General features: G+C 45.9%; 16 protein-coding genes and 1 riboswitch. Of the genes, 10 read left to right on the top strand and 6 right to left on the bottom strand.

Features of this window, described 5'->3' with window-relative positions; translation table 11 throughout:
• Window positions 1-21: 21 nt before the first annotated feature.
• Both AC1DFM_RS20375 and AC1DFM_RS20370 read right to left on the bottom strand, forming a co-directional pair.
• Window positions 22-1353: an FAD-binding oxidoreductase gene (locus tag AC1DFM_RS20375; RefSeq protein WP_477078594.1), complete on the bottom strand. Its 1332-nt coding sequence runs from the start codon at window positions 1351-1353 to the stop codon at window positions 22-24.
• Window positions 1353-2240, bottom strand: a complete 888-nt coding sequence (locus AC1DFM_RS20370) for a decaprenyl-phosphate phosphoribosyltransferase (protein WP_477078593.1) — start codon at window positions 2238-2240, stop codon at window positions 1353-1355. Before AC1DFM_RS20370 ends, AC1DFM_RS20375 begins: the two co-directional genes overlap by 1 nt.
• A gap of 109 nt (window positions 2241-2349) precedes the next feature.
• Here AC1DFM_RS20370 and AC1DFM_RS20365 point away from each other — a divergent pair, with 109 nt between their 5' ends.
• The 4 genes from AC1DFM_RS20365 (at window position 2350) to AC1DFM_RS20350 (ending at window position 8080) form a co-directional block, all read left to right on the top strand.
• Window positions 2350-3987 (top strand): hypothetical protein, encoded by a 1638-nt coding sequence (locus tag AC1DFM_RS20365; protein ID WP_477078592.1) that lies wholly within the window; start codon window positions 2350-2352, stop codon window positions 3985-3987.
• Window positions 3988-4265: 278 nt separating this feature from the next.
• On the top strand, window positions 4266-4871 hold the full coding sequence (locus tag AC1DFM_RS20360) for a CGNR zinc finger domain-containing protein (RefSeq protein ID WP_477078591.1): 606 nt from the start codon (window positions 4266-4268) through the stop codon (window positions 4869-4871).
• Window positions 4868-5764, top strand: coding sequence for an EamA family transporter (locus AC1DFM_RS20355; protein ID WP_477078590.1), 897 nt, complete (start codon window positions 4868-4870; stop codon window positions 5762-5764). The genes AC1DFM_RS20360 and AC1DFM_RS20355 overlap by 4 nt, the downstream gene beginning before the upstream one ends.
• 132 nt (window positions 5765-5896) lie before the next feature.
• Complete coding sequence (locus AC1DFM_RS20350) at window positions 5897-8080, top strand: bifunctional alpha,alpha-trehalose-phosphate synthase (UDP-forming)/trehalose-phosphatase (protein ID WP_477078589.1); 2184 nt, start codon at window positions 5897-5899, stop codon at window positions 8078-8080.
• 51 nt (window positions 8081-8131) lie between these two features.
• On the opposite strand, the gene AC1DFM_RS20345 is transcribed toward AC1DFM_RS20350, so the two are convergent.
• Window positions 8132-9913, bottom strand: a complete 1782-nt coding sequence (locus tag AC1DFM_RS20345) for a glycoside hydrolase family 15 protein (protein WP_477078588.1) — start codon at window positions 9911-9913, stop codon at window positions 8132-8134.
• Between the two features lie 169 nt (window positions 9914-10082).
• On the opposite strand from AC1DFM_RS20345, the gene glk reads away from it, so the two are divergent.
• The 4 genes from glk (at window position 10083) to AC1DFM_RS20325 (ending at window position 13550) form a co-directional block, all read left to right on the top strand.
• Window positions 10083-11138, top strand: a complete 1056-nt coding sequence (gene glk, locus AC1DFM_RS20340) for a glucokinase (protein WP_477078587.1) — start codon at window positions 10083-10085, stop codon at window positions 11136-11138.
• 13 nt (window positions 11139-11151) lie between these two features.
• Window positions 11152-11223, top strand: a riboswitch (Fluoride riboswitch).
• A gap of 43 nt (window positions 11224-11266) precedes the next feature.
• Window positions 11267-12553 (top strand): voltage-gated chloride channel family protein, encoded by a 1287-nt coding sequence (locus AC1DFM_RS20335; protein WP_477078586.1) that lies wholly within the window; start codon window positions 11267-11269, stop codon window positions 12551-12553.
• A 50-nt stretch (window positions 12554-12603) separates the two neighbouring features.
• Window positions 12604-13035 carry a VOC family protein gene (locus AC1DFM_RS20330; RefSeq protein ID WP_477078585.1) on the top strand — a complete coding sequence of 144 codons (432 nt, stop codon included), beginning with the start codon at window positions 12604-12606 and terminating at the stop codon, window positions 13033-13035.
• A 95-nt stretch (window positions 13036-13130) separates the two neighbouring features.
• Window positions 13131-13550, top strand: coding sequence for a RidA family protein (locus tag AC1DFM_RS20325; RefSeq protein ID WP_477078584.1), 420 nt, complete (start codon window positions 13131-13133; stop codon window positions 13548-13550).
• 983 nt (window positions 13551-14533) lie between these two features.
• On the opposite strand, the gene AC1DFM_RS20320 is transcribed toward AC1DFM_RS20325, so the two are convergent.
• Window positions 14534-16750 carry a TonB-dependent receptor domain-containing protein gene (locus tag AC1DFM_RS20320; RefSeq protein ID WP_477078583.1) on the bottom strand — a complete coding sequence of 739 codons (2217 nt, stop codon included), beginning with the start codon at window positions 16748-16750 and terminating at the stop codon, window positions 14534-14536.
• 276 nt (window positions 16751-17026) lie between these two features.
• Here AC1DFM_RS20320 and AC1DFM_RS20315 point away from each other — a divergent pair, with 276 nt between their 5' ends.
• Both AC1DFM_RS20315 and AC1DFM_RS20310 read left to right on the top strand, forming a co-directional pair.
• Window positions 17027-18166, top strand: coding sequence for a sensor histidine kinase (locus AC1DFM_RS20315; RefSeq protein ID WP_477078582.1), 1140 nt, complete (start codon window positions 17027-17029; stop codon window positions 18164-18166).
• 6 nt (window positions 18167-18172) lie between these two features.
• The gene (locus AC1DFM_RS20310) at window positions 18173-18916 is read left to right on the top strand and encodes a LytR/AlgR family response regulator transcription factor (RefSeq protein ID WP_477078581.1); all 744 of its coding nucleotides are present in this window, start codon (window positions 18173-18175) and stop codon (window positions 18914-18916) included.
• 20 nt (window positions 18917-18936) lie between these two features.
• Here AC1DFM_RS20310 and AC1DFM_RS20305 read toward each other — a convergent pair whose 3' ends face one another.
• Together AC1DFM_RS20305 and AC1DFM_RS20300 are read right to left on the bottom strand one after the other, a co-directional pair.
• Window positions 18937-20535 carry an MFS transporter gene (locus tag AC1DFM_RS20305; RefSeq protein ID WP_477078580.1) on the bottom strand — a complete coding sequence of 533 codons (1599 nt, stop codon included), beginning with the start codon at window positions 20533-20535 and terminating at the stop codon, window positions 18937-18939.
• 2 nt (window positions 20536-20537) lie between these two features.
• A complete protein-coding gene (locus AC1DFM_RS20300) occupies window positions 20538-21608 on the bottom strand; it encodes an HlyD family secretion protein (RefSeq protein WP_477078579.1) in 1071 nt (356 codons plus the stop codon).
• Window positions 21609-21611: the final 3 nt, after the last annotated feature.

The raw sequence follows: 21611 nt of genomic DNA, 5'->3' as shown, positions 1-21611 counted from the left end.
GTTTGGTTAATCAGGGGAAAACTATTTTATTAAAGATAATCTTTCAGACTGCAGGGATTCAAACCGGCGATCAGGATTATACTGCTTTACAATGTCAGCAAAACGTGCCGCATTGGCGTAGCTGTTGCGGAATATTTCTGGCTTCATGCGCGCATCTTTCGACAGGTACAAACGGCCTCCATATTGYAGCACAATTTCATCCAGCTCATCCAGGAATTCGAATAATCCTTTGCGGATGGGGAAGTCCAGCGCCAGGGTATAACCTTCCATTGGAAAAGAGATGAGGCTATCCTGCTTACCAAAAACCTTCAGCACCGCCAGGAAAGATCCCCAGCCCTTATCACTGATTCTTTGAAGAATAGAAATCAATCCCTCTTTCTGCTCCAGTGACACCACAAACTGGTACTGCACAAATCCTGCTTTTCCATATCCCCGGTTCCAGTGAAGAATGGCATCCAGTGGGTAGAAGAAGGGTTCGTAAGGAATCACCTTGTGCATCTCCTTCTTATAGTTCTTGTTATAGTACAACCAGTTGAATGCTTTCACGGTGAAAGTATTCAGCACAAAAGAAGGAAGATTAAACGGAACAGTCAGTTTTCGTTTAGCCGGAAGGGTAAGTGGTGCTTTTCGTTGTTGCTCGTTCAGTTCTTCCGGGGTCGCATGTTCACCCACAATGAGGATGCTGCGGCCAAAGGAGTCGCCCTTTTGCAGGCAGTCAATCCATGCCATGGAGTACGTGTAATGCTTATACTCGTCGAACAGGCGGATCACCTCTTCCAGGTTCCTGGCTTTCAGCTGTGTTTGTTTGATATAAGCGGTAGCGATTTTCTTTAAGTCGAACTTTACACGGGTAATCACACCGGTTAGGCCCATACCACCACAGGTAGCCCAGAACAGGTCGCTGTGCTGATCAGCCGAGCAGCAGATGGTTTCACCGGAACCGGTTAATACATCCATGTCAATGATGTGACCGGAGATGGCACCATCAACGTGGTGATTCTTTCCATGTACGTCAGAGGCGACTGCACCACCTACGGTGATGTATTTGGTACCAGGAGTCACTGGTAAAAACCAACCTTTGGGAACAATGATATCCAGGATCTGGTCCAGCGTTACGCCGGCCTGTACATCTATAATACCATTTGTTGTATCCAGTGAAAGCATTTTATCATACTTCAACATGGAAATGCTATGCTTGCCCAATGAGGCATCGCCATAACAGCGCCCATTGCCTCTGGCAATCATTTGGGAGTTCCCCACCACAAATTGGCGGAGTTGATCTTCCTGGGTAAATGCACTTTCTTCACTGGCAACTGCGGGGTAATTTCCCCAGTTGGATAACCGCTTTTGCATTATTCAAAAAAAGTTTTATCTGTCGGTAAATAAATTAATACATAAAAACTAAGTACCCACAGGAGTATGGTCAATTGAATAAAACGGTCTTTATATAGGATTTTGGTGGGAGAACCTGTATTGTTCTCCACGTAGGTTATTTGCAAATATCGTAATAATCCGCCAATTACAAACAGCGTGGTGTAATAAAGGCGATAAGTTTTAAATCTGGCCTGCGTTTCCGGGGAAATGGTATACATTAAATAACATACAATCATCACGGCAGATACCAGTGCGAGCATCACATTCAGGAAATCCATATTGTAACCGCTGGCGGCTTTCCGCATTTCCTTTCCCAGTTCCTGCTTAATCAGGATGTCGTCCCGGCGTTTGGCAATGGCCATGAAGAGGGCCAGCAGGAAGATCATGATCATCAGCCATTCGGACATGGCCACGTCCGCAGCGATGCCACCTGACTTCACCCGAAGCACAAATCCTGTCGACAGGATCATGATGTCCAGTATAGATATATGCTTTAAGCCGAAACAATACAGGAGGTTTAATACGAAGTAAATGCCCAGTACAAATATAAACTTCAGGCTCACCAACGAGGCAATGGCGCCGCCGGCCAACACGCATACCACAAAAAGTAATAAGGCGCTGGTTTTTGAAATGGCCCCAGATGCCAGCGGGCGTTTACATTTCACCGGATGCTGTTTGTCGGCCTCAATATCCTGGTAATCATTGAGAATGTAAATGCTACTGGCGATCAAACTGAAAGCGGCAAAGGCAATCAACAAGTGCAATATTTTCTCAGTATTGAATATTTCTCCGGCAAAGAAAAGAGGAATAAACAGGAACGCATTTTTTACCCAATGTTTTGGCCTAAGTAATTTGATGTATTTCATGGGGAACTAAAAAGTTGATTCTTGACGGGCCAAGATACAATTTATTCGATTACTTTTGCCCCCGTTCCTGTTACCGGAGCATTACTATTATAGCAAATCCCAAACGTCTATGCCAAGTATTTCCCTGCAAGGTCGGAAGTGGACCGTTACCGAAAGTCTGATTATTATTTTGTTGGCGCTGGTGCCTTTGTTCGTAACATTCCCTTACCGGGTAAATATTTTCCTCTCCTGGGAAGGAGCCTATCGTATCTCTTCTGGTCAGATTCCGTTCAAGGATTTCGGATCACCATTGGGATATGGATTCTGGATTATCCCTGCACTGTTCTTTAAGATCTTTGGACCGGAAATGATTTCCCTGGTAAAAGCGCAGGTCTTCGTGAATATCATGGCGGGCTTTGCTTTCCGGTCTATTTTGAAAAGTCTGGATGTGCGTCCGGGTATCCGATTGTTGTCCGTGCTGGTGTTTGTGCTGTCTTACTCCTTCTTTAATTTCTGGCCCTGGTATAATCATACGGTGATTGTATTTGAACTGGTAGGACTGAGTTTTCTTTTCAAGTCCTTCTTTTCGGATAGCCGTGTGCGTAGCTATATATGGATGGCTGCGGCCGCATTATTTATCTTCCTGTCTCTTTTCACCAAGCAGGATGGCGGCGGCATGGCTTTTATGTTAAGCCTGCTTTTCCTGGCTTATAATAGTTTCCAGACCCGTCGCTGGATCGACGTGCCAATTTTCGTAGGGATGTTTGCGTTAATAGCCGTCATCTTTATTGCGCCGTTGATGCCCGGCTTCGGCTATTGGTTCAACCATGGTCAGGCGCCACATAGTTCCCGCCTGGCGTTCAATGATTTTACAGATGAAATTCTGGGTAATTCCAACTGGATCAAGTTCTGGGTGGTATTGGTGATCTTCTCCCTGGTGGCTGGTGTTAAACAATGGAGTACCTGGTTGCAGCAACGGAAAGAAGTGTTATTCTTTTTACTGACCCTGGGTATCCTTGGGGAAGCGGCCATTTTTCAGGTAACCAGTTATACGCCACCGGATAACAATATCTTTTTCCACAGTTTCGCGTTTGCCTTTGTGGCCACCTATCTCTGCCGCCTGTTGCAGATCAATGTGGATCAGGTAAAGCCACTGCTGGCAGCCACCGTATTGGTGCTGTTCTGGTGGTCAGGTACCTGGTGGAAGTATGTGGGCCGTTTTACCGACCGGCTGTTCCCCGCTCCGGAAATGGTGGATGCGCGTCATCTCGATCCCAATCACGAGAATGTGGTCAATAAGCACAACTTCATGTTGGAGGGTGATAGCACCGATGTGCCGGTTTCAAAATGGGTGTTCTCAGATCTGAAGCCATTCCGTAAAATATATATGCCTGAATCAACGGTGAAAGGAATGGATCGCCTCATGAACCTGCCGGTGGTAAAAGACCAAAAAGGGGAGCTGAAGGTGTTGAATATGTCGGAGCTGACACCATTGGCGGTGACCATTCCTTATAAACCGGAAACCGGACCTGATTGTCCGTTATGGTATCACCTCGGTGTGGGGATGTTCAACAAGCAGTTGGCCATTTACAAACAGAAGGTACAAGGTCACTATTATGACCTGATCATCTACGAATATGCACCCGGTTTAAATAACTTTTTCCCGTTTGCATTGAGAGATGAATTGAAAGTGCACTATCATCAGGTAGATAGTTTTCTGGCCCCGAGAAGACCGACAAATGCAATTATTGAAGTATATGTAAAATGATTTATGTATCTTTAAGCCGGATGCGAAGGAATCAATAGCTCCTGTGCATCACCAACATTTAAAATACTATCAATAGTCTATAAAAAACAGCTCCGAACGGGGCTGTTTTTGTTTTTGTAATAAATTGATTTTTATCTAATTATATCTCATCTATTTAAGTGTTGTTTTAGGTAGATGAATACCTTGTTTTTGATCACTTTTTTATTAACCGGTAAAATAAGTTTTACTGGTTAATAAATAGATTTACCTTTGTGGGGTACGACTAAAAGCAAGGAGATATGTCTGTTTCCAAATCCATTTCTACCCTTCGATTCGACGGCGGCATCCTGTGCCTGGATTTCGTTAATACGATCGACAATCGTAAAAAAGTAGGCACTTGCGACTATCTGAGCACGTTCAAAGATTTGTTGCTTTGGTATGCCCGGACCGGCGCCCTATCTCCCAAAATTATCCATACCCTGGAACGGCTGGCCAAAGATTATCCGCAGAAGGCAGCCGTCGTTTTTGAAAAAAGCCTGGTGCTGCGGGAACTATTACATCGCCTATTTACGGTCATGATAGCAGGCAAATCACCAGCGCCTGCTGATTTAATGCAGTTCAATACTTATATCGGGGAAGCCTACGCCAACATCGAACTGACGGCAGCAGGGAAATTGCAGTTTAATGCCCCCGCACTGGAGCAGGTCTACTGGTGGCTGGTGAAATCGGCCGTGGAATTATACACCGCCGGAAAGCCGGCCCAGATAAAGGAATGCCCCGCCTGCGGATGGCTGTTCCTGGACAAGAGTCGCAATGGCTCCCGTAAATGGTGCAGCATGAGTACCTGTGGAGATGTAGATAAAGTAACCCGGAATTATCAACGTACCAAAAGAAAGAAACCATGAACCAGCAAAGTAGCCTATCGTCCAAACTTATATTTTGTCTTTTAGCCGTATACATTATATGGGGGTCCACTTATCTCGGGATGAAGATCGCGACCAAAGTGGTGCCGCCCTTTTTCCTGTCGTCCCTGCGTTTCCTGGCAGCAGGAAGTCTGTTGTTAATCTTCGGTTACTGGCGGGAGCGTACCTGGCCTGACCGCCGGCAATTGCTGGCAGCATGTGGAATCGGGATCGCGCTGATTGGGATTGGGAATACGACCGTTGCCCTGGCCGTACATTATATGCCCTCCGGTCTCGTGGCTCTCATGGTGGCCGCTATGCCTGCCTGGATCATGGGAATGGACTGGGCTTTTTTTAGTAAGCAACGTCCATCCGGATTAACATTGATCGGGATCGCCATCGGCTTTGCGGGACTGTTCCTCTTGTTTAATCCTTTTGCTCACCATGAAGCCCGGACTTTCCCCTTATGGCCGGTGACGGTGGTAGTAGCGGGTAATATCTGCTGGGCTATAGGCACCTTGCTGGTACAGCGGCTGTCGATGCCTACCCAAATCACCAGTACAGCTATACAAATGCTGGCCGGAGGTATATTCTCTTTCGGGATGAGCCTTGTATTTGAACCCGGCGCTATTCATACATTACCCGCCATGACCACAGAAGGCTGGCAAGCCTATGTATACCTGGTACTCATCGGCTCATTGGTAGGATATACGTCGTATAGCTGGTTGTCGAAAAATGCGCCCCCGGGACTTACCGCTACTTATGCATATGTTAACCCAATTGTAGCTTTATTACTCGGCTGGGCCATCGGCAATGAGGCCATTACGCCTATGGTAGGACTTTCCGCCGCCGTGGTAATCAGTGGGGTGGTGATGATGACCCTGGGCCGCCGATAAGTAGTTAATAGGGTGCGGATAGTTGTATTGTGTTTATTTATATGTGTTGATGCCAGTCTTTTGGGTGCATTTTTTGTTCGACAGTGCTACTTCAACTGAATGTAATTAGCTAATAGATTATACAAACTGACTATGCGAAAGACCATTATTGTATCGAACAGGCTACCGGTAAAGATCTCAGAAACAAACGGTGAATATACCTTACAACCCAGTGAAGGAGGACTGGCAACAGGCCTCGGATCTATTTACAGAGAAGGGAATAACATCTGGATAGGATGGCCGGGACAGGAAATCACTGACCCGAAGCAGCAGGACAACATGACGAAGCAATTGCGCAAAATGAACCTGATGCCTGTTTTCCTGACACAAGATGAGATTAACAACTTTTATGAAGGCTTTTCCAATGAAACACTGTGGCCGGTTTTCCACTATATGGCGGTATATGCCCACTATGAACAAACACATTGGGATGCCTATTACCAGGTAAATAAAAAATTCAGAGATATTATTATGAAGGTAGCCGCACCTGGCGATATTATCTGGGTGCACGACTACCAGTTATTATTATTACCGGGAATGGTACGGATGGAAATGCCAGAGATCTCCATTGGCTTCTTTCAACATATCCCATTCCCGTCTTATGAACTATTCCGGCTGATACCCTGGCGCGTGGAGATTCTGGAAGGGATGCTGGGCGCCGATCTCATGGGCTTCCATACTTTCGATGACACACGACATTTTCTGAACGCCGCCAACAGATTACTCCCGGTTAACACCTCCGCGAATATTGTTTCTTATAACGACCGGGCCATAGTGGTGGAAACATTTCCCATGGGCATCGACTATAATAAGTACGCCGGCATGGGCAAAGACCCGGAGGTACAGTTGCAGCTGCAACGTCTCAAGGAAAACTTCCAGGAAGACCGCCTCATTCTTTCAATTGACCGTCTTGATTATAGCAAAGGTATCCTGCAAAGACTGGAAGCCTTTGAACTATTGCTGCAACTACATCCGGAATATATTGGTAAAGTAGTACTGTACATGATTGTCGTGCCATCCCGCGATACAGTTGCCCAATACAAAGAGCTACGTGACCAGATAGATAAGTATGTAGGCAATGTGAATGCCCGCTTCCGTACGCTCACCTGGCATCCTATCCAGTACTTCTATCGTTCCTTTCCCATTGAAACGTTATCGGCCCTGTATAATTTCGCGGACATCTGTCTCGTTACACCCATGCGCGACGGCATGAACCTGGTCAGCAAGGAATATGTGGCGAGTCGTAGTAACAACGATGGCGTATTGATACTGAGTGAAATGGCCGGTGCATCTAAAGAATTAATAGACGCTATCATTGTCAATCCCAATAATATTGGCGCCATTACCCGGGCCATTGTGGATGCCCTCAACATGCCGCTGGCCGAACAACAACGGCGCATGAAGCAAATGCGTTCGGTAGTAGCGAAGTTCAATATTCATCACTGGGTGAAGCTGTTCATGACCCGCCTGCAGGAAGTAAATGAAATGCAGCAGAATATGCTGGCCCGTCGCGTGAACCAGGAAACGGCGGTATTAATCCGGCAGCAATATTATAATACCCGGAAGCGTATCATCTTCCTGGACTACGACGGTACCCTGGTTGGTTTTCAGCCCGATATAGATATGGCCTCACCGGACCCGGACCTATATCAGCTGCTGCGGGAGCTGTCCAGCATACCAGGCAATGACCTGGTGATGATCAGCGGCAGAAATCATGAAACGCTGGGAGAGTGGTTTGGGCATTTAAAGCTTGACTTGATTGCAGAACACGGAGCATGGCAAAAAACCAAAGAAGGAGAGTGGTACCAGCTTCCTGGCTTAACAGACCAATGGAAGAAGGAATTACTTCCCATCATGGAACTAGCCACAGATCGTACCCCCGGTTCTTTTATTGAAGAGAAAAGCTATTCGCTGGTATGGCACTACCGTAAAGTGGAACCTGGCCTGGGCGAATTACGCGCCAACGAATTAATGAGTACCCTTCGTTACTATACGGTAGAAAAAGGATTACAGGTATTGCCCGGCGACAAAGTGATTGAAGTAAAAAATGTAGAGATAAATAAAGGTAAAGCGGCCCTTAGTTGGCTCAATCATAAGAAGTATGATTTTATAATGGCCATGGGAGATGATGTAACTGATGAAGACATCTTTAAAGCCTTACCCACCAAAGCGATTACCATCAAAGTAGGTAGTCAGGTATCGGCCGCCAGGTACTATTTAAGAAGTTATCATGAGGTGCGACATTTGCTGCGGACATTGCGCAACAGAGAAGTATAGTATATTGTCTTACCCGGGATTATACTGATTAATCCCGGGTAAGATAAACAGTTATAGAAATATTGGTACATCCAGTTTCATGGCAATCCGATAAGCAGCGTTCATCAAACCCACATGGCTATACGCTTGTGGGAAGTTACCCCACTGGCTGCCGGTTTCGGCTTCTACATCTTCACTGAAAAGCAATAGGTGGTTGGAGTACTGGAGTAGTTTGCCAAATTCCCGTTGGGCATCATCCAGGCGGCCTACACACGCGAGTGCCTCCACATACCAGAACGCACATACGAGAAACGTAGTTTTAGGTTTACCGAAATCATCGGAATGACGGTAGCGATAAAATAAGCCTTCGGGTGTTTTCAGTTCTTTCTCCAGGGCAATGAGGTGGTCACGGGCACGCTCAGAGGCCGGGTCCAGGTAGTTCATCATGATAAGCTGTAACGTGCTGGCATCCAGGTGTTGACTGCCTGCTGCATTGGTATATACTTTTCTTACCGGGTCGTAGCAGCTTTCAATATGTGCGGCCGCCCGGTTTTTGAGGGCCACGGCTCTTTCCAGCAAGGCATCGTTGCCAATGGTGCGGGCCATCTTTTCAGCAGCGGCGCAACCGGCCCATTGGAAAAGATTCGTATAGCAGTGAATGTTAGCCATATTCCGGAACTCCCAGATGCCTGCATCTTTTTCATCAATGGTTTTCTCAATCTTCTTCAGCAGCAATTCTATCCATCGATCGGAGTCTTTCCGTTCAGAGAAAATGAAGCGGTGGTCGGTATATAATGGTAGCATCGAGATTAGTACCTGTCCATATATATCATTCTGAATATGCTCGTATGCCTGGTTGCCTATCCGTACCGGTTGATTCCCCAGGTAACCGTCCAGGTGGGGGAGTATCGTTTCCGACAACGTTTTTTGACCGGTAATACCGTACAGTGGCTGGTAGCGGAAGTCGCCCGAGAAGGAGATATCCGTAATGTATCCGAAGTAGCGTTCCATTTCTTCGAAGTGCCCAATGTGATTCAGCGCGGTGATTACATAATAAGTATCACGCATCCAGCAATAGCGGTAGTCCCAGTTACGGCCACTTTCGGGGAATTCAGGTAAGCTGGTAGTGCTGGCGGCGATAATGGCGCCGGTATCTTCATATTGGTGAATTTTCAGGGTTAAGGCAGCCCGGATCACGTAGGGCTGAAAATAATTGGCAATGGAAGAATGTTTGATCCAGGTGCGCCAGTAGGCAATCGTTTCGCGGAGAAACCGCTCTGCAGTGCTTGCCAGTGGTGCTTCCAGGGGATGCCCATAGGTAAGAATGAGATAACGGGTATCGTTGAGTACAAAGAATTCTTCATCGAACAAATAGCTCACTGGAATATTAGTGGTGAGGCGGAGATTTTCATCACAGCCGCCAAATTCAATATGGCTGCTGCCTCGCAGGCGTCGCAGTTTTTCTGCACCGTAATCACATACTGGGGTACATTTTACCTGAATACGGKGCGACCCTTCCAATGGCTCTATTTTGCGGATCAGCATCAGCGGCTTAAAAAAGCGTTCGTATTGCAGAAAGCGGGGCGCAAAATCGGTAATGCGGTAACTCCCTTCTGTAGTGCTGATTTCCGTGCAAAGCACATTGGTGTTTTCGAGGTAATATTGATGCGTAGCGTAATCGGCTGATGGTAGTATAGAGAATTCACCTCCCTTTTTTTTGTCCAGCAGTCCGCCGAAAATAAAGGAGCTATCCATGCGGGGCCAGCAGAGCCAATCAATGTTTGTGTTTTTGTTTACATGCGCCAGGAACGCGCAGTTGCCAATAATGCCTGTCTGATACGTATGTCTTTCCATAAAACCTGCGATTTTTTTGAATTACACTTTTTACCTGAAATTGTTCATGGCGGAACAAAAGCTATTCCAATAATGGCAGGTGGGGAGGCCGGTCTACATTTATTAACAAAACATATCATTCTACAATCTTAATGGAAACCCTTATTTTTAAGTATAAAGTTCCACAGCGATGCAAACATTGAAAAAGCAGCATTATCTGCCTCAGTTTCTGACGCCAACGCAAACAGGGGATGCCAACACTTATTTATTGGCCGGTGACCTGGGAGGTACCAAAACAAATCTCGCATTGTTCAGCAGTGCTGATGGGCAGCTGGACATGATCCGGGAACATAAATACGCATCGCGCGATTATGCTAATTTTTCAGAGATCATCCAGCATTTTATCAGTGAAAGCAAGGATAYTCCACCGCAGCGTATATGCATTGGCGTAGCTGGTCCCGTAGTAAAAGGTAAAGTGGAGCTGACTAATTTGTCCCGTGAACTGAGTGAAGATGAAATCCGCCAAACCACAGGTATACAACGGGTAGCCCTGATCAACGACCTGGAAGCCACTGCCTATGGACTGGCCACTTTATCGCCTCAACAGCTAACCACGCTACACCGGGGCGCCTCGGAACATACGGGAAATATGGCCATCATTGCGCCAGGCACAGGTTTGGGCATGGCGGGATTATACTGGGATGGTACCTATCATCATCCATTTCCGACGGAGGGAGGCCATACCGATTTTGCTCCAAGAACAGACCTGGATATACTGCTATTGCGTTATCTGCAGGAGAAATATGATATTGTAAGTTGGGAACGACTGATCAGCGGACCAGGTGTGTATGATATTTACCAGTTTTTGAGAGATATAAAAGGAATGGAAGAACCCACCGAACTGCGCACCGCTATGAATGCCGGAGATCCGTCAGCAGAAATCAGTAAGGCTGCCATTAGTGATAAGGTACCAGTTTGTGTGAAAACGATGGAATTATTTGTGCGTTATCTTGCCAGAGAATCCTGTAACCTGGTATTAAAAATGAAGGCTACCGGAGGCTTGTTCCTGGGTGGAGGGATTCCGCCAAAAATAGCGGTGCTATTGGAAACGGGAGAGTTCTATCATCATTATATGCAGGGTGATCGCATGGCGGAGTTACTGGCAAGCGTACCTATTCATATTGTCAATAATGATAAGTCCGCCTTATGGGGAGCTGCATTTTATGCTGGATTATTAAAAGATTAACACTACTTTTGAGAATAACACAGGAAATGGTGTCTTCCTGATCCAAACCGTCAGCCATAGGCTGTCTGATGGCGCCTACAAATATTAGCATGGCAGCAACTGCCATATCACATCGCTATTTGTAGGATATGAATAAACTGAAAACTTCGCTGGAACAATTGACAGTAGCTTATCAGCTGCTGCGCTGGACTGTATTGGTAATACCTGTCGCCATCATCGTAGGCTCACTGGTTGCCTTATTTTTGTGGTTACTGGATCAGGTAACGCATATACGCTGGGAACATGAGTGGCTATTGTTTGGTTTGCCACTGGCGGGTGTACTCATTTATTGGTTGTATCGTATTGGCGGTAAACAGGCCGACAAGGGGAATAACCTCATTATGGATGAGATTCATCAGCCTGGTGGTGGAGTGCCCGCCCGAATGGCGCCACTGGTGTTGCTCACCACCATTATCACTCATTTATTTGGTGGTTCAGCCGGACGGGAAGGAACAGCCGTACAGATTGGGGGCAGCATGGCGGGCCTGATCGGGAAAAAGCTGGGACTATCGGCAGCGGATATACGAATTTTACTGATGACGGGAATCGCCGCAGGTTTCGGCGCCGTATTTGGCACACCGCTGACAGGCGCCGTATTTGCGCTGGAAGTGCTGGCCATTGGCGTGATGCGGTATGATGCGCTGATACCTTGTTTAATTGCTGCCGTTTTCGCCGACATCGTTTGTAGTGCCTGGAATATTCATCATACGCATTATGCCATTCATTATATAGGAGAACCCCTTACTGCCGCCATTCCTTTTATTCATCTGGATCTCTGGCTCCTGGGCAAAGTAATTGTAGCAGGTGTGGCTTTTGGATTAAGCAGTGCCTTATTCTCTAAGTTGATGCATAGCATTAAGCATCACGCCAACGCCTATATTAAAATCCCCTGGTTAATTCCAGTGGTAGGTGGTGTAGTCATTATATTATTAAGTTACCTCGCCGGAACTACGGATTACCTGGGCTTAGGCGTCAGCAGTAAATCGCCCGATGGGATCAGTATATTAGCTGCCTTCGATGCCAATAGCCATGTAAACGACTGGAGTTGGCTCTGGAAGCTGGTTTTCACGGCCATCACGCTGGGAATGGGATTTAAAGGGGGAGAAGTGACCCCACTTTTTTTCATAGGCGCCACGCTGGGACATACACTGGCCCTCCTGATGGGCGCTCCGGTAGATCTCTTTGCAGGACTTGGTTTCATCGCTGTTTTTGCAGGCGCCACCAATACACCCATTGCCTGTACCTTGATGGGCATCGAATTATTTGGTACCGACCATGTATTGTATTTCGCCATAGCCTGCTTTACGGCGTATTATTTCAGCGGACACTCGGGCATCTATGGTGCACAGCGACTGGAAGTACGGAAGTTGCACTAACAATTTTGTTAGTACCCGTTTATTTTTCGGCTTCGCTTTACCTTTGACTTATGACAAGCATCATAGGTATACATCATATTGCCATACAAGCAAAAGATTATAAAGCCACCATCCGGTTTTATGAAAGATTAGGACTACAGCTGTTTCACAGCTGGACATTCCCGGAGTTCAATATTGAATATGCCGCACTACTCAATATACCAGGCAGCAACGCCTATATAGAAGTATTTGATAAAAACGCCAACATTCCCGCACAGGGACGCCGCGCTATACAAGGGGAATCGCCTGTAACTGGCGCCCTGCTTCATTTTGCGCTTACCGTGACAGATGCTACAGTGGCATATCACGAAGCGATTGCGTTGGGCGCTACAAGCTGCGTGCCGCCAGCGGAGCTTCATCTCGGGGAACCGCCTTTGATCATCCATAATTCACTCGTATACGGATTAGATGGTGAAGTCATCGAATTTATTGAACCACATTAAAACGTGACTGTTATGGGAGAATGATCGTATTCTGTATGGGATTTCATGTTGCGGATTCCTGTTACTTTGTGGTATAAAATAAAAAAATCAATAGCATGGAAAACGATATCAAAGCCCCGCAGCTGATCAATCCTGCGGGTTTATACGACCCAACACCGAATGCATATTCTCACATGGCCGTGGTACCCGCGGGCCATACATTGGTATATATCTCCGGACAAGGCGGCGAAACCGCCGACGGTAACCTGGTCAATGATTTCCGTACGCAGGTCAAACAAGCTTTCGCTAACCTGGCTACAGCGCTGGCATCTCAGGGATTAACCTTCCAGGATGTGGTAAAACAAACCACTTTGGTGGTAGATCACACAGAAGACAGACTCCATATTCTCGGTGAGGAAACATCGCTGATCTGGACCAACAAAAAGTTCCCCGTGAATACATTGATTCCAGTACCGCGTTTAGCCCTTGACGGTATGTTGATAGAAATTGAAATGCTCGCGGTGAAACGTAGCTGATTTATTCCAGACCATCTGGATTAGATAACACTTCAACCGTTTGAAATGAGATGAATACCTCATCCCATTTCAAACGGTTTTTTCATGCGTTTTAAGCGGGCTGAGAATGAAATATCCCGGGCAATCGGCAAGGAATAATTTTCCATGCGATTCTCAGCGCATTCATTTTCAATGATTTAACCCCAAAATAGGTCATTAATAGATGCAACTATGAGATACCTGGTTAATCGCCCAAATAGAAATCCCAAAGACGTGGAAGGCGATGGAGCGCCGCCGAAATTCTCGCAACAATAGGGGGCGCATCACTTCAAAAAAACGCACATGCTAATAAGAAATTCTCAATTTGTCGATATTAGGCGATTCGGGGGTATGATGCGAGAGAATAATACCTTTTACCAACCCAATAATAAGATCCCCAATCAAGAGCTTATAGGCCMTGAGAAGCCATAAATTCTTAAGCAATAAGAAAAAGCCCCCAGACATTTAAAGACTTTTCAGTGGAGTTTTTGTGTTCAGGATTATTCATATAATTTATATTATGTTAAATAAAGAATTACCATTTAAAAGCATAAAGCATTTATAACCTACCCCATATTTACGGCCTCCGAAATCGGCTTAACGAAGCCCGTCCGGCCGCACATTTCTTCGAATGGATATCTCTATTCAGTTCAATCTTACACGGTCAGCACGCCTCCAAATTCGAAAATCTCACAGCGGCGCCACATCCTGCGTAAATCAATAACAACGCAAATCATTCTTTGCGAATCCGATCGCCCTCCTCCCTGGCGCCAGCAGTCCGTGTTTTTACATCTGAGCCAAACGATTTCGTATAAGTCAACCTGATCACCGTTGCCGCATTAGATTCTGTATGAATAGACACATGATTTTTTATGGCAAATGCTTCCTCCGTTAACGTACCGTAATACGTATTAATATGAACCGTCCGCAATACATCCGTCCATGCGAATTGTAAACTGCCCAAATTACGCGGCAGCTCTTTTTTGACGCCAAGATTTATCGCCCCCAAGCCGCCTACTTGAACCTCCATACGACAATGAATTATACCAACCACTCAGCTCGATCGCATAATTTTTCGGCAACGTAAACGACTCTGTTGCGCTCAGTATATAAGCCAGATACGCTTTATCCAGTGGCTTCCGCGTATAATCCAGTTTGAACTGACGGAGTCCTCCGGTCAGATTATAATTCATGCTCCACCACTCGGTGACCTTCCATGGCAAATTTGCCTGCAACGTGATATAGTTTTGATATTGGAGATTCTGGGGAGATACATACAGCAGATTCCCCGCCGCTTTTTCAGTCAGCTGATACCTGGCAATTGGATGATCATCTCTGCTAAACAACAACGAAAACGTATACCCTTTATAGTTATATCCTATTTTAATGTTGTTGGTAATGGTGGATTGTAAGAATGGATTACCAGTGTATACCGCCGTGGGATCACTATAAATAACGTAGGACGCAAGATCATTATACGCCGGCCGACTAATCCGTTTGCTATACGACAACTGCAACGAGGCTGATTCCCCTAACTTTTTCGAAATGGTAGCTTCCGGAAACAACACGCCCTGCCTTCTTTCCAATGTATTCGTACGCGTGACCGGGTTGATCATGTGAGTATAAGCGTACTCATACCTGAGGCCCAATGTCACCGTCACCGTTGGATGCAGGGAAGCCGTAACCGTACTGTAAGCGGCGCCAATCGCCTCCTTCATCAATACATTTTCGAAAGTTTCTGTTCTATCCACCCACTCGTGATTAATCAGACTTTGTATGCCGGACGTACTGCTGCTGCGGGTGTAGCTGCCCTTTAGTCCAACAGCCAGCAGGAATTTTTCATTCAACGGTTTCGCATAATCCACTTTCACCACACCTACGTTGATCGTTGTATTGGCAAAGCCTTGCTGTTGTGGTGAAAAGAGCGGATCGTCCGCTCCCGCAGCAGCATCGTCCTTATTGAGAAATATACTTTGTACGGCGGAAGGGCTACTATTACGGAAGCCGAGATAATCAAGATCTATATTGATTTTTTCCCCTTCCCGGATTTCTTTATCCAGGTAGATGGAGCTCATGACATTGCGCCAGCGGTTTGTGCTATGTACCGATCCATTGTAACGCAACAGGGAATCAGGTAACACCAGATAACGGGAGCGATTAGTAGTGACCGAAGATGCGATGCTGCTATTAAAAGACAAACTACCACCCAACTTTACACCTGGCCTGATGTTTCGCTCTATCCCCAGCGATACATCATGTGTATTTCTTACTACCTTACTGGTATCCCATACCAACACATTCATCTGGCCTCCCAACGCAGGCATATCCTGGTCGCTGTCAATAAACATATCGCTATAAGTGCGGTCATGAGAAAACGAGTATGATCCATCCAAACTCGTATTAGCGGTATTTCCCGCCAGGCGGATGCTACTGCTTCCTTTTTCGCCCTTGCCATAACCACCCGACAAACTCAATGTGCCATTTCTGCCCGGTTTATGACTTCGCTTCGTGATAATATTAATTACGCCCGCACTTCCCTCCGCGTCATAACTGGCGCCAGGCATTGTTAGCAGCGCTATTTTCTCTACATCATTCCCGCTCATCCCATTTAATAAACTGACTACCTGGTCCAATGGAAGTCTTAATAGTCTGCCATTCAGCATCACAGCTACACCAGATTTTCCATTCAGAGAAATACTGTTATTGCGATAGTCGAAAGCAACACCCGGTGATCGTTCCAACAAAGCCAACACCGTACTTCCCTTCGTCATAATACTATTTTCTACATTTACCACAATACCATCTGCCTGCTGCTGGTACAATGGCTTACTTGCCTGCACTGTAACGGCTCCCAGCTGCGTGGCCACTACTTTCAACAAAGACGTACCCAATTCTTTTTGCTCCCGCGGACCGGCTATTTCAAATAAGGGCGACTCCCAGGATTCATACCCCATGCTGCTTACACGCAATAAATACTTTCCACGTTCCGGAGCTGGAAACAGGTAACTACCTGCATGATCTGTGAAAGTGGTTTTGAGAACAGCGGTATCTGATGCCTTTAATAACAACACATTAGCAAAAGGAACCGGCTCTCCGGCGGCTGTTACCACCTTCCCTGTTATCTGCGCCAGCGCGGATTGCGAAAGACAAAAAACCAACAAATAAATCATCCTGCTTTTCATACTTTTCTTTTTTGAGAACGGAGCTGAATACAACAAAGAAAAGCGCGCCGCTAACAGGCGAAAAATCAGAATGACCACCCGCGAAATATAATTGATGAACGACTTAAAACACCGCTGTCTGCCTACATTCCACTTCCCAGGCACCTGTTTCTCCGGTCGTATACCCCTGCCTGCATTTGGTCAATTATTTTAAGGAATTCATATAGCGTGGAGAAAATTCCTGCGGATTAACGTAACTTCAATACCGGTGGCGGTACAGATAAATCATTACATGAAATGAATACGTCATTACATAGTAAATCAACACATTGGGTGTTCAGGTATAAGCTGTACCACCTCCCTTTCTGGGTAGCCTACAACTACCTCTGGTGGACGATCGCCATTGGCAATCCGGTAAAAGCTGCCACCGCTATGTTCTTATCTCCATTTACCATCAAGTTTCTTTTCTATCTTGTATTTCAGGCCGCCGCTGTTTACTTCAACCTGTATTACCTGATGCCCCGCTTCCTGGAGAAAGGTCGGTTTGCGATATACATCACTTCTCTCATCGTCACTATCTTATGCGCCAGTTGCCTTATCATTCCCGGATATTATTTATCTGCAACGGTGGCAGGCAAAACAGTCACGGAACTATACGGATCAAACGCAGCTAACTGCATCTACCAGTTCTTTGGCACCGCACTCCCGGCTACGTTGGCGGTGATGACGCTGGCCATGAGCATTGCTCTCACCAGGAACTGGCTGCAAACAAAAAGACGGCAACAACTGCTGGAGAAAGAAAAACTGGAAACGGAACTGAACTTCCTGAAGTATCAATTCAATCCCCACTTTCTTTTTAATTCTATTAATGCCATCTTTTTTCTCATCCATAAAAACCCGGATAAGGCCTCCGCTTCATTGGCTAAATTCTCAGATCTGCTCAGGTATCAGCTGTACGAATGCAACGACAAACAAATTCCTTTAAGCAATGAAATCGCTTACCTCGAAAACTTCATTGAACTGGAAAAGCTAAGACAGAATCACAACATGGAGGTAACCACAGATATCCCTGCTACCCATACAGGGCATCTGCTCATTGCCCCTTTCATACTCATGACCTTTGTGGAGAATGCCTTCAAACATGTATCCACACATTCAGATGCGCCCAATTGGATATATATCGCCATACACCTGGATGAACAACAACTGAAAGTCACTATTACCAATAGTTCGGCTCCGGAAACAAAGCAGGACCTGGTTCACTATGGCGGCATTGGCCTGAAAAACGTACAACGAAGACTGGACTTAATTTATCCAGGACAATATGCGCTGGATATCCAACCTGATACCACGAGCTTCAGCGTAAAACTGACATTACAGCTTACGCCCCTGCGGCAACAGTCAGCTGCTCCCGAACTAGCTTTCACCTATAAATAACCTCCGATGATGAACTGTGTAATTATTGATGATGAACCACTGGCAAGAGAAGGCCTCGCCAGCTATGTGAGGGAAATTGATTTTCTGCAACTCACAGGCACTTGCAAAAATCCGGTGGAACTCATGAAGTTACTGGACGAACATCCCATCGATCTTATTTTTCTCGATATACAGATGCCGAAAATGAATGGCATCGACTTCCTTAAAATCGTTCAGAAGCCGCCGCTGGTCATCATTACCACAGCCTTTCCTACTTATGCGCTGGAAGGATTTCAACTAAATGTGCTGGACTACTTACTCAAGCCTATCACGTTTGACCGTTTTTTTCAATCGGTAAACAAGGCTAAAGATTATTATCAACTGCTCACCAAATCCAACGTCTCCGTTGATGTGCCACCAGCCGCCAAACCGGCGGATTACTTCTTCATAAAATCCGGCAGTAAGTATGAGAAGATTTGTTTTGAGGATATTCTATATGTAGAAGCAATGCAGAACTACATCACCATCTATACCCGGAAAGGAAAATATGTAACACTGCTATACCTGAAAAACCTGGAACAAAACCTGGACCCGAAAGCCTTTATCCGCGTACATAAATCATACATCGTAGCTATCCACCAAATAGAAGGAATTGAAGGCAATGAAATTTTCATACAGTCGCATCGCATTCCCATCAGCAGAAATTATCACGACCAGGTGCTGGAACAGGTAGTCCGGAGTAAGCTCTGGGATAAAATAAAATTTTCCTGAGCCTACTCCCCTCACGTACATTACATGGTAGCCGCCGCTGGCTGCTTGGCTTTCACGTTAATGACTGTACGATTAATGATATATGGTGTAGCCACAATCAACAACATCAATATTAAAATCAGAATCGCCACCAGTTCATAATAATCCATCGCATACTTCAGAAAGGCTTGTTTCTGCATCGCCTTATCCAACAGCCCCGGCGCCAGCTTTGCTGCCTGGTCAGCCATGAGCCCCCGCGATTCCAAAGCCCCCTGGTAAGTATGCAATCGCTCCGACAACCCATTGTCGACCTTCGATACGCCATCGCTTAAGCGCATTGCATGTGTTTTGGTGAAGTAGAGCGAAAAGTAATTGATCAACGCCGTACTCAATCCAAAGAAAGTATATCGTATAAATACACCTGCCGTAGATGCAGACACACTAATGCTTTCAGGCACAGAAGAAATAATGAATAGCACAATAGGCGTTAACAACATCCCTGCTCCCCAGCCCTGTATCAACAACGGCAATATAAAAGTAGACTGATCTGCTTCCGATGTAAACAGGAAATACATCACACTATGAAACACCAGCAAACCAAAGAAGCCGACCAGCCAGATAAATTGCAGCGGCCTTTTGTTGATCACCAGCCGTGTTGACATAACAGATCCGATAACAATCCCTATCAGATTGTAAATCAGCAGCTCGTAAGTGTGCAAGGGGTCCATTCCCAATACGGTAGAAAAGAAGCTGGTCGTGATATTGAAAGATCCACGAATCAGGTAAAGTCCCGCCAATAGCGTAATCCCAAATAAAAATGCCCTCGACTTAAACACCTCCATATTAATAAATGGACGCTTGCGGTGCAGCTGTCGTACAACGAAAGTGATGGTTAGCAATATGATCCCGATAATACATCCTATGATGCGTGGGTCCTGCAACCAGTAGTATTGTTGTCCATAGATCATGATGTATCCCAGCATAATCAACATAGGCGCGTACAAAAAGAAACTGGTCCAGTCCAGCTGATACAACGGTACCCGGCGCACCAAATGTACCCTGTTCATTAACAGCAACAACAATACTGCTCCTGGCACAAACGAATAAATGACCATTTTATACAAGGCATTATATTCAAAATCATCTACCAAAGGCGCTGTAATCAGGGAGGTCAATGATCCGGAACAAAGAATCATCCCATAGAAGATGGCATAGCCTGTTTCACGGGCATGCTCCGATTTCAGGCGGCTGAACAACAACGTTAAACAAATGCTGGTGACACCACAATTCAATATCCCCTGTAAAAAGCGACAAATGAAAAGCACAGGTACTTCACGGGTATGATAGCACCAATAAGTCACCAATACCTGCAGCACCATACAAATCAGGAAATATTCTTTGGTGGCAATGCGACTGAAAAAGCGTTTTTCCATTGGTGTAAAAGCCACCAGCGCGGCATAGTACACCAACATGGAGAATTGTATATCCTGTGGTTCTGCCCCATAAAATCCCGTAGCGGCGTTCACGTTAGCCGTAGACAATGCGAACAACATCACCGTTGGAAATAGCACCAGGAAGATGGTCAACCGGATCAGCCATTCCGGCACCCAGGAACGAAATGTTTGCTTACCCTGCCCCATGATTACTTACGTTCTTTTGCAATAGAAACATTCACGTTCATACCGGCAGATAATAATTTCAATTCCTCCGGAGAACCGTCGAGGCGGATGCGCACCGGAATACGCTGGGCTATTTTCACAAAGTTACCCGTGGCATTGTCTGGTGGCAGCAGCGAAAAACGGCTACCAGTAGCACCTGACAGGGATTCTATTTTCCCGGTAATTTTCTTTCCGGGATAAGCATCTACTACAATTTTCGCAGTTTCCCCTACACGCATATGCCGGATTTGTGTTTCTTTAAAGTTGGCGACTACCCACTTACCAGCTTCCCAATCTACGATGTAGGCCATCACCTGCCCTGCCTGTACCAGCTGTTTTGGCTGAATAGTACGACGCCCCATCTTTCCATCATATGGAGCGGTGATAATAGTATAGGAAACATTAAGATCGTTTTTGGTAACCACGGCCATTCTGCGTTTGATTTCTGCTTCCAGTGCGCTCTGCTGTACTTTGGCATCATTGATTTTAGCCAGGGAAGCCTGGTATGCATCGATAGCTGTATTATAGTCAGAACGGGCCACGGCCAATGCTGCCTCTACCCTTTCCAATTGCTGTTTGGTGGCTGATTCTACGTCGTACAACTTTTTATATCGGTCGTATTCCTGTTCCTGGTGAGTCAGTTTTGCTTTGGCGGCCGCAATCTGTGACTGATATACTTTGGAAGATTGAGCGGTAGTGGTTACATTGCTTTCCAGGATGCCCACTTGTGCTTTGGCGTTTAACAAAGAAGCTTCTGCTTCCTGTTGTTGTGCGGCATACTCGCTGTTGTCAATGATAATCAGCGTATCCCCTTTTTTTACTTCCTGATTTTCTTCATACCGGATCTCCTCAATATAACCGGTCACCTTTGCCACTACCGGGTTAATATATTCATCTACCTGTGCGTCGTTGGTTTCTTCAAACTTCATCTGGTACAGCAATGTCCTTATTCCCCAGATAGCCAGGCATACCACTACAATAGATGCAATGATGGTAGTAATACGTGAAATAAGTCTGTCCGTTTTGTTCGTAGTGGTGTTTGTGTTCGTCTTCATATA

It is taken from the genome of Chitinophaga sp. 05T412 (assembly GCF_056396465.1).
The sequence above is the reverse complement of the archived record's forward strand: the minus strand, read 5'-3'. Positions and strand labels throughout refer to the sequence as shown.

Excerpts from the sequence above, each read along its gene's own strand:
- AC1DFM_RS20370 (WP_477078593.1), bottom strand. The coding sequence starts at position 2,240 with ATGAAATACATCAAATTACTTAGGCCAAAACATTGGGTAAAAAATGCG.
- AC1DFM_RS20365 (WP_477078592.1), top strand. The coding sequence starts at position 2,350 with ATGCCAAGTATTTCCCTGCAAGGTCGGAAGTGGACCGTTACCGAAAGT.
- AC1DFM_RS20360 (WP_477078591.1), top strand. The coding sequence starts at position 4,266 with ATGTCTGTTTCCAAATCCATTTCTACCCTTCGATTCGACGGCGGCATC.
- AC1DFM_RS20355 (WP_477078590.1), top strand. The coding sequence starts at position 4,868 with ATGAACCAGCAAAGTAGCCTATCGTCCAAACTTATATTTTGTCTTTTA.
- AC1DFM_RS20350 (WP_477078589.1), top strand. The coding sequence starts at position 5,897 with ATGCGAAAGACCATTATTGTATCGAACAGGCTACCGGTAAAGATCTCA.
- AC1DFM_RS20335 (WP_477078586.1), top strand. The coding sequence starts at position 11,267 with ATGAATAAACTGAAAACTTCGCTGGAACAATTGACAGTAGCTTATCAG.
- AC1DFM_RS20330 (WP_477078585.1), top strand. The coding sequence starts at position 12,604 with ATGACAAGCATCATAGGTATACATCATATTGCCATACAAGCAAAAGAT.
- AC1DFM_RS20325 (WP_477078584.1), top strand. The coding sequence starts at position 13,131 with ATGGAAAACGATATCAAAGCCCCGCAGCTGATCAATCCTGCGGGTTTA.
- AC1DFM_RS20320 (WP_477078583.1), bottom strand. The coding sequence starts at position 16,750 with ATGAAAAGCAGGATGATTTATTTGTTGGTTTTTTGTCTTTCGCAATCC.
- AC1DFM_RS20315 (WP_477078582.1), top strand. The coding sequence starts at position 17,027 with ATGAATACGTCATTACATAGTAAATCAACACATTGGGTGTTCAGGTAT.
- AC1DFM_RS20310 (WP_477078581.1), top strand. The coding sequence starts at position 18,173 with ATGATGAACTGTGTAATTATTGATGATGAACCACTGGCAAGAGAAGGC.
- AC1DFM_RS20305 (WP_477078580.1), bottom strand. The coding sequence starts at position 20,535 with ATGGGGCAGGGTAAGCAAACATTTCGTTCCTGGGTGCCGGAATGGCTG.
- AC1DFM_RS20300 (WP_477078579.1), bottom strand. The coding sequence starts at position 21,608 with ATGAAGACGAACACAAACACCACTACGAACAAAACGGACAGACTTATT.